Source organism: Thioalkalivibrio sp. ALJ7, assembly GCF_000376865.1.
Taxonomy (GTDB): domain Bacteria; phylum Pseudomonadota; class Gammaproteobacteria; order Ectothiorhodospirales; family Ectothiorhodospiraceae; genus Thioalkalivibrio.
In genome coordinates this window covers 239,439-246,435 of sequence record NZ_AQXQ01000009.1, presented here as the reverse complement: position 1 = coordinate 246,435, position 6,997 = coordinate 239,439, and the positions used below count along the sequence as shown (strand labels likewise).

At 64.3% G+C, this 6,997-nt stretch carries 9 protein-coding genes and 2 pseudogenes; 5 read left to right on the top strand and 6 right to left on the bottom strand.

Annotation, left to right across the window (positions count from 1 at the left end; all coding sequences use genetic code 11):
- Nucleotides 1–280, top strand: a 280-nt coding sequence (locus D002_RS0105085; protein WP_018140833.1) for an integrase core domain-containing protein, incomplete at its 5' end; no start/stop codon positions are given.
- Nucleotides 277–885, top strand: a pseudogene (locus D002_RS13060) (GGDEF domain-containing protein); the annotation flags it as partial. The gene D002_RS0105085 and the pseudogene D002_RS13060, both read left to right, overlap by 4 nt.
- A gap of 34 nt (nucleotides 886–919) precedes the next feature.
- On the opposite strand, the gene D002_RS0105075 reads toward D002_RS13060, so the two are convergent.
- Genes D002_RS0105075 through rluB form a run of 4 tightly spaced genes read right to left on the bottom strand, consistent with a single transcriptional unit; the run spans nucleotide 920 to nucleotide 3,123 of the window.
- Nucleotides 920–1,180: a hypothetical protein gene (locus D002_RS0105075; RefSeq protein ID WP_231362915.1), complete on the bottom strand. Its 261-nt coding sequence runs from the start codon at nucleotides 1,178–1,180 to the stop codon at nucleotides 920–922.
- Nucleotides 1,181–1,216: 36 nt separating this feature from the next.
- Nucleotides 1,217–1,432: a lipopolysaccharide assembly protein LapA domain-containing protein gene (locus D002_RS0105070; RefSeq protein ID WP_018140830.1), complete on the bottom strand. Its 216-nt coding sequence runs from the start codon at nucleotides 1,430–1,432 to the stop codon at nucleotides 1,217–1,219.
- Between the two features lie 56 nt (nucleotides 1,433–1,488).
- On the bottom strand, nucleotides 1,489–2,127 hold the full coding sequence (locus D002_RS0105065; RefSeq protein WP_018140829.1) for an endonuclease III domain-containing protein: 639 nt from the start codon (nucleotides 2,125–2,127) through the stop codon (nucleotides 1,489–1,491).
- 6 nt (nucleotides 2,128–2,133) lie between these two features.
- Nucleotides 2,134–3,123: a 23S rRNA pseudouridine(2605) synthase RluB gene (rluB, locus tag D002_RS0105060; protein ID WP_018140828.1), complete on the bottom strand. Its 990-nt coding sequence runs from the start codon at nucleotides 3,121–3,123 to the stop codon at nucleotides 2,134–2,136.
- Between the two features lie 59 nt (nucleotides 3,124–3,182).
- Here rluB and moaB point away from each other — a divergent pair, with 59 nt between their 5' ends.
- Entirely contained in the window at nucleotides 3,183–3,719 is a 537-nt protein-coding gene (moaB, locus tag D002_RS0105055) for a molybdenum cofactor biosynthesis protein B (protein WP_018140827.1), read from the top strand.
- Nucleotides 3,720–4,019: 300 nt separating this feature from the next.
- Here the strand turns inward: moaB and D002_RS13710 are convergent.
- Nucleotides 4,020–4,241, bottom strand: a pseudogene (locus D002_RS13710) (N-acetylglutaminylglutamine amidotransferase); the annotation flags it as partial.
- A 1-nt stretch (nucleotide 4,242) separates the two neighbouring features.
- Here D002_RS13710 and D002_RS13790 point away from each other — a divergent pair.
- Nucleotides 4,243–4,389 (top strand): hypothetical protein, encoded by a 147-nt coding sequence (locus D002_RS13790; protein ID WP_018140825.1) that lies wholly within the window; start codon nucleotides 4,243–4,245, stop codon nucleotides 4,387–4,389.
- A 200-nt stretch (nucleotides 4,390–4,589) separates the two neighbouring features.
- On the top strand, nucleotides 4,590–6,527 hold the full coding sequence (locus D002_RS0105040) for a methyl-accepting chemotaxis protein (RefSeq protein WP_018140824.1): 1,938 nt from the start codon (nucleotides 4,590–4,592) through the stop codon (nucleotides 6,525–6,527).
- A 40-nt stretch (nucleotides 6,528–6,567) separates the two neighbouring features.
- Here D002_RS0105040 and D002_RS0105035 read toward each other — a convergent pair whose 3' ends face one another.
- A complete protein-coding gene (locus D002_RS0105035; RefSeq protein WP_018140823.1) occupies nucleotides 6,568–6,993 on the bottom strand; it encodes a DUF488 domain-containing protein in 426 nt (141 codons plus the stop codon).
- Nucleotides 6,994–6,997 lie beyond the last annotated feature (4 nt).

Genomic DNA, 6,997 nt, shown 5'->3' with positions numbered 1-6,997 from the left:
CCGGGCGTTCAGCCAGGCCTGCCGTCGGCTGGGCATCCGTCATCGCCGGACACGGCCCTATACGCCGCGAACCAACGGCAAGGCGGAGCGCTTCATCCAGACCGCCCTGCGCGAGTGGGCCTACGCCTTCACCTATGCCACCTCGGAGGAGCGCAAACGCCACCTGCCCCGGTGGATCCATGACTACAACTGGCACCGCCCACACGGTAGCCTGAACAAACAGCCACCCATCAGCGTCCTCGGGCTACCTGAGGACAACCTTGTGAGACTCCACATCTAGAGCCTAGACAGTGGCGTGAGGACCAAAGCGACCGCCTCCTGGTCCTCGGCAATCTGATCGCCGAAGCCCTGCAGAAAAACCAGCTGGAGACCCAGCTACGCGACCTGGGCCTGATCGACCCCCTGACCGGGCTGTACAACCGTCGCTACCTGATGGAACGCCTCAACGAGTTACTGCAGGAGTACCAGCGCCATGGTGATGACTTCGCCCTTGCGGTGTTGGACCTGGACCATTTCAAGACGCTGAACGACACCCGCGGGCACCTCGCGGGCGACCAGGTCCTGCGCGAATTCGCCGATCTGCTCCGTCAGGAGCATCGCAGCTTCGATGTCGTAGCGCGCTTTGGGGGAGAGGAATTCATCGTCATACTGACCCACACCGACCGCACGGCCGCCACCCAGGCGGTGGAGCGGATCGTCAAGGCCTCGCGCAAGCTCACCCCGGTATTCGAGGGTGAAACGCTGCCCTTCACGGTAAGTGCCGGCCTCGCCTGGTCCGGCGAATGCGACCCGGAAACCTTGACGCCCGAGAGCCTGATCGATCGCGCCGATGAACGGCTTTATCAGGCCAAGGCCGCCGGACGCGACCAAGTCAGTGCGGGTTGATCAAGTGCGTCACCGTACTCCTCGGTGCACCGGCTCAGAAACGGGCGCGAGGTGCCGACAACCGGCTCAATGCCCACGATCCCAGGAGCGGTCCGGGCAATAACAGCCAGGGCACCCATACACCGCCATCAGCCCATAGCGAGCCGGTCCGCCACCCGATCTCGACCGGCGTCCAGCCCAGCGCCTGCTGCGGCGACAGCCCGACACCATTGACCGAAATCCAAAGCGGGATCCCGAACAGCTGCACCAGCACCATCACCACTAAGGGCTGACGGCGGAGCACAGACCCGTTCACGGGGGGTAGCCGGCGCGCTACCCGACTCGCCCCCTCTTAGCGACTGGCGCCACGAATCCAGCGCTTAATCAAGGCCACCAGGGCGCCGCCGGATACCAGGCCCAACAAATAGATCCCGACAATCAACAACGAGAGCGGCATGGTCACATGCAGGGTCAGGAAGTTGAGCGTGACCAGACGCAGATTCTGGATCGCGAAAATCGCCACCACCGTGACGAAAAGAAGAATCAGAAACGTGTAGACGTACCGCATTCAGACCTCCCTGGCCCATCGACAAACGTAGAGGTTCCGGTTACGCGAACAGCGCGTCAACCGGGATAGGAACAGCGGCCCTGCAGCGGACAGCCCTCGCAACGCGGCCGCGGTCGGCAACGCTCCTTGCCATGCTCCACGATCAGCGCGTGAAGGTCGTTCAGTGCTGCGACATCGGGGCCCACCTCGGCCTCCACCTGGGCGCGCAAGCGGTCGTATTGGTCACGCGCCTGCGGGATTTCCAGGCGCTCGAACAGGCGCCGGGTGTAGGCATCCACCACGAATACGGGCCGGTTGAAGGCATACAGCACGATATCGTCGGCGGTCTCCGGCCCCACGCCCTTTACCGCCAGCAACGCAGCGCGCAGCGCATCGGTCTCAAGCGATGCCAGACCCTCCACACCACCGGCCTCGTCCAGAAATGCCAGCAGGTGGCGCAAACGATCCGCCTTGACGTTGAAATAGCCACTGGGGCGGATGTACCCGGCCAGTTCCTCCTGGCCCAAGGCCATCAGCCCGTCCGGTGACAGCGCGTCGATGGCGCGCAGATTGGCCAGCGCCTTCTCGACGTTCGTCCAACTGGTGTTCTGCGTCAGTACCGCACCGACCATCACCTCGAACGCGGTATCCGCCGGCCACCACTGCAGGTCGCCGTACTCCGCGCGCAAGGCCTCCAGCAGCTCACGAATCCGCATGCGGCGCTACCGCTGGCGACGGCCGCCCGGCTTCCCGCCCCCCGCCGGCTTGCTGCCCGAGCGGCCACTTGCGGGCTTTGTGCCCCGCCGTCCGCTGTCCGGCTTGCCGGATTTCTTCGGGGCCGACGAACTCCAGCCATCCTCGCGGGCCGCGCGGCTATTGCGTGACTTGCGCACAGGCGCTTTCTTGCCGGGCTGCCCAGACCGACTGTCCGGGCGCTTATCGCGGCGTGGCCCGCCACGACCGCGCGGTCGCACCGCTTCCGGAAGCGGCAACTCCACCGCCTCGTACAGCCCCGCCACCTCGCGCGGCTCCAGATTGCGCACAGCGCCGGTCTTCAGGCCCCGCCCAAGGACCACCGGCCCGTAGCGCACCCGGATCAAGCGGCTGACGGTCACCCCGACCGCATCCCACAGGCGTCGTACCAGCCGGTTGCGCCCCTCGCTGACGATCACGTGATACCAGTGATTCGCGCCCTCTCCGCCCTGCTCCTGCAGGCTATCGAACCGCGCCGCACCGTCTTCCAGTTCCACACCCTCGCGCAGCATGGTCAGCGTGGCCTCGGGCACCTCGCCCAGCACTCGCACCGCGTACTCGCGCTCCATGGCCATGCTCGGGTGCATCAGCCGGTTCGCCAGCTCACCATCGGTGGTGAACAGCAGCAGGCCGGAGGTATTCAGGTCCAGGCGGCCCACCCCCACCCAGCGCTGCCCCTTGAGCCGGGGCAGGCTCGCGAACACCGGCCGCCGCCCCTCCGGGTCGGAACGACTGCAGATCTCGCCCACCGGCTTGTGATACACAATCCAGCGATGGGGGTAATCCGGCTGCCGCACTACACGCCCGCGCACGCGGATCACGTCGCCTTCGCCGACCTGGTCGCCCAGCTTCACCGTGCGGTTGTTCACCTGCACTTCGCCGCGCTCGATCCAGCCCTCGATCTCGCGCCGCGAACCCAGCCCCCGCGCCGCAAGGACCTTCTGTACCCGCTCCGACATTCCCGGAACTCCAGCAACTCATTAAGATGGGCGCCACGATACACCAACAGGACGTTGCCATGACCGCTTCCGCGCCGGATACCTCCCCTGTCACCACCCCGCTGAACATCGCCGTCCTGACCGTCTCCGACAGCCGCGAACTGGCGGAGGACCGCTCCGGCGATGCCCTCGTGGAACGCCTCGAGGGTGCCGGCCACCGCCTGGCCGATCGCGGGATCGTGAAGGACGACATCTACGCCATACGCGCGGAGCTCTCGCGCTGGATCGCCGATCCCGAGATCGACGCGGTGATCACCACCGGCGGCACCGGCATCACCGGTCGTGACGGCACCCCGGAGGCCGCTTCGGTGCTTCTGGACAAGACCATCGAGGGCTTCGGCGAGCTGTTCCGCATGCTGTCCTATGAAGAGATCGGCACCTCCAGCCTGCAGTCCCGCGCCCTGTCGGGGGTGGCCAACGGCACCTACCTGTTCGTGCTGCCCGGCTCCACCGGCGCCTGCCGCACCGCCTGGGACCGCATCATCCAGGCCCAACTGGACGACCGCACCATGCCCTGCAACCTGACGATGCTGATGCCGCGCCTGAAAGAGTCCTGAGGGAAATTCGGATTTCACCACGAAGCACACGAAGGTACGAAGAAGGTCAAGGTCAAGAGTGGATTAACCACAGAGGACACGGAGTACACGGAGGCGGGTCGAGGCATTTCGGGTGAAGGGCGCGAGCGTCATGGGCGGGAATAGCCCATCTAAAGGGGTTCACCCCCAATGCAGCTCGATGTGTTTGGCACGTACTTCAGCTGCAAGCCAATCAACGACTTTGTCCTGTGCTCCGTGGTGCAACCCGCCCTGGACCTTCTTCGTGCCTTCGTGTGCTTGGTGGTGCTATACGCCCATTGATCACGCATCCAAGTGGGTCTGCAGGCAGTATTCGCGCAAGGCCGCGTGCCACAGCTTGAAGCCCTGAATGCGGGTGAAGTTCTGGCCGGGTGTGTCCAGCAGCCTGTCAATGTAGGCCGGCTGTACAGCCCGCGCTCGCGCAAGCTGGGGATGCCCCGCATGAACTCGTGGAAGTCGCTGCGCACGTGATTTGAGCGCCGACACCGGGAAGTAGCCCTTCGGCGTGGAATTGGCGCACCCCAGCGGGCTGTTTCCTCGCCTCGAGGAAGGCCTCGAGATCCTCATGCCGGCCTACCTCTACGTCGCGATCATCCTGTTGTGGCGCGAGACCCTCCACGGACCCTTCGCAACCTTGTTTCGCAACGAATAAAGCCCGAAGCAGGATGAAGCGCCTCGATTGTCGGGACGCCCGCCCGCACCGGCACGCTGTCAACGGTTGCCACAAGAAAAATTCCTAAAATGCTCTAAAAAAGCCTATTAGTGTGCCGCTACCCCCTGTAACGGTTGCATCGCAGAGGCGGATCTGCTTGTAGACCGACAAATACAACAGCGATATGGAAGGCCAACGCGATGAGATCCCTGAATCCCCTGTCCAGAGCCGGCTTCGGCACCCGCCTGACGCTGATGATCCTTTCTCTTATCGTAGGCGCGATCCTCATCGTTGCCACCCTCATCTTCTTGCAATACCGGGCTTCCTACACCGACGCGACCATCGACCGGCTTCACGCAATGGGCGAATCCAACGCCCAGTCCTTCAATGAATGGCTCATCGGGCGCCAGGACGAAATGCGCTATCTGGCAGGCCTCGATGCAGCGCGCGAGATGGACCTTGATGAACTCGAGCACCTGCTCGAACAGATCGCCACGCTGCGCGGCGAATACGACACGATCTTTGTCGTGAACGCCGACGGCATGGGCGAGGTAGGAGTGTCCTTCGACGGCCAAGCGCACGTCCTCAGCCGCGAGGAGGCGAACGATTTCAATGTGCCCGACCGGGCATGGTTCCAAAGCGCGATCAGTGGGGAGGACACCTTCTCGCGGCCGGTGGTTTCCCGCGCGACGGGCAACCGGGTCAGTACCGTCGCGATCCCGATTGAGGGGGCGGATGGCGAACCCATCGCCGTAATGCGGGGCGCCGTGCAGCTCGACGCGATCTTCGATCGGGTCAACGCAATCGATCTTGGCGAAGGTTCCGAAATCTACCTGGTGGACCGCGACCGCCGCCCCGTCACACCCGTTGGCTCAGCCCCCGATACTGACCGGGCGATCGACACTCGTGCCGCACAGGCCATCGCTGCCGGTGACAGCGGCGTTGGGCGTTACGAGAACGCGATCGGCACCGCAGTGATCGGCAGCTACACCGACATCCCCCTGCTCGGCTGGGGCCTGCTGATGGAGCTCGACGAAGGGATCGCACTGGCCGAACTGCAACGCGCACTGTGGTTGGTGGTCGGCCTCACTATCGTCATCCTTATCGTTGCCTCGCTGATCAGCCTCGGCGTGATCCGCAACGTCCTGCGCACGCTGGGGGGCGACCCCGCCTACGCCTCGAACATCGTCCGCCAGGTATCGGAAGGCGACATGACCGTCCCGATTCAGCTGCGCAAGGGGGATAACTCCTCGCTGCTTGCGGCCATCGCCACCATGCAGTCGCGCCTGCGCGAATTGATCGGCAACGTCCGCGGACATGCGGAGGAAGTGGCCTCGGCCGCCACCGAGCTTTCGCACATCAACGAAGAAACCGACAAGGGTGTAAACCGTCAGAACGCCCAGCTCAGTGACGCGGCCGCGGCGATCAACGAGATGACTGCAACCGTCGAGGAGGTCGCCCGGAACAGTCAGAGCACGGCAGATGTCGTGCGAGAGACCACGGAACAGGCCCAGAGTGGCCGCAACGTGGTAAGCGCGTCGGTCACCTCGATCAACAAGCTGTCGAACGAGATCCAGAGCACCGCGGAAGTCATCACCGCACTCAAGGGCGACAGCGACAACATCGGCGAGATCCTGCAGGTCATCAACAACGTTGCTGACCAGACCAATCTGCTGGCGCTGAACGCTGCAATCGAGGCGGCGCGCGCCGGGGAGGATGGTCGCGGTTTCGCTGTGGTCGCCGAGGAGGTTCGCAACCTTGCCGTCCGCACCCAGGAATCGATCACCGAGATTCAGCAGATGATCGAGGCGGTTCAGAAGCGCGCGGATCAGGCTGTAACGGCGATGGCCGCCAGCCAGACCCAAGCCCAGGATGGTGTGGATCAGGTCAACCAGGCGGGCACATCGCTCGAACAGATTGTTGCCGCGGTCGAGAAGATCGAGGACATGACGCGTCAAATCGCGAGCGCGGCCGAAGAACAGTCGGCGACCTCCAACGAGATCAACCGCAACATCCACTCGATCAGCGAGGTCTCCGAGCACAACGCAACCAACGTCGTGCAGATGGGTCAGGCCAGCGAGACCCTGGCCGGGCTGTCGGAGCAGCTGCGCGAAATCGTCAACCGCTTCAAGGTCTGACGCCGGTCAGGAAGCGCGGGGAGACACGGAGCCGAGCGATCTACTCCGTGTCATTCCCGCTTCCGGGTTCAAAGCACACCGGCGAAGCGCGCTCCCCCGCTGGTTCTGCCTCGGCCCATTCGGCGTCGAGAAGATCACGCAACACCACCGTGTGGCTGTAGTCCACGTCTCGGGTGGCCGTCAGCAGGGTCAGGGGACCATGGAGGGTATACGCCAATAAACGAGCCCACGCCTCGGGGGCCGCCTCCAGTTCTTTTTGGTAACGGCGGCAGAAATCGCGCCAGCGACCCGGGTCATGCGCGAACCAGCGGCGCAGCTCCGAGGACGGCGCGATCTCTTTCTCCCAGGCGTCCAGTGCGAGCGCGGATCTCTTGATCCCCCGCGGCCACAGGCGGTCGACCAGCACGCGGTACCCGTCGTCGGGATTCACCGGATCGTACACACGCCGGATCCGCACCCGTTCCATGCAG

What these genes read in the sequence shown, in the direction of transcription:
- D002_RS0105070 (WP_018140830.1), bottom strand. Translation starts at nt 1,432, where the DNA reads ATGCGGTACGTCTACACGTTTCTGATTCTTCTTTTCGTCACGGTGGTG.
- rluB (WP_018140828.1), bottom strand. Translation starts at nt 3,123, where the DNA reads ATGTCGGAGCGGGTACAGAAGGTCCTTGCGGCGCGGGGGCTGGGTTCG.
- D002_RS0105035 (WP_018140823.1), bottom strand. Translation starts at nt 6,993, where the DNA reads ATGGAACGGGTGCGGATCCGGCGTGTGTACGATCCGGTGAATCCCGAC.
- D002_RS0105040 (WP_018140824.1), top strand. Translation starts at nt 4,590, where the DNA reads ATGAGATCCCTGAATCCCCTGTCCAGAGCCGGCTTCGGCACCCGCCTG.
- moaB (WP_018140827.1), top strand. Translation starts at nt 3,183, where the DNA reads ATGACCGCTTCCGCGCCGGATACCTCCCCTGTCACCACCCCGCTGAAC.
- D002_RS0105065 (WP_018140829.1), bottom strand. Translation starts at nt 2,127, where the DNA reads ATGCGGATTCGTGAGCTGCTGGAGGCCTTGCGCGCGGAGTACGGCGAC.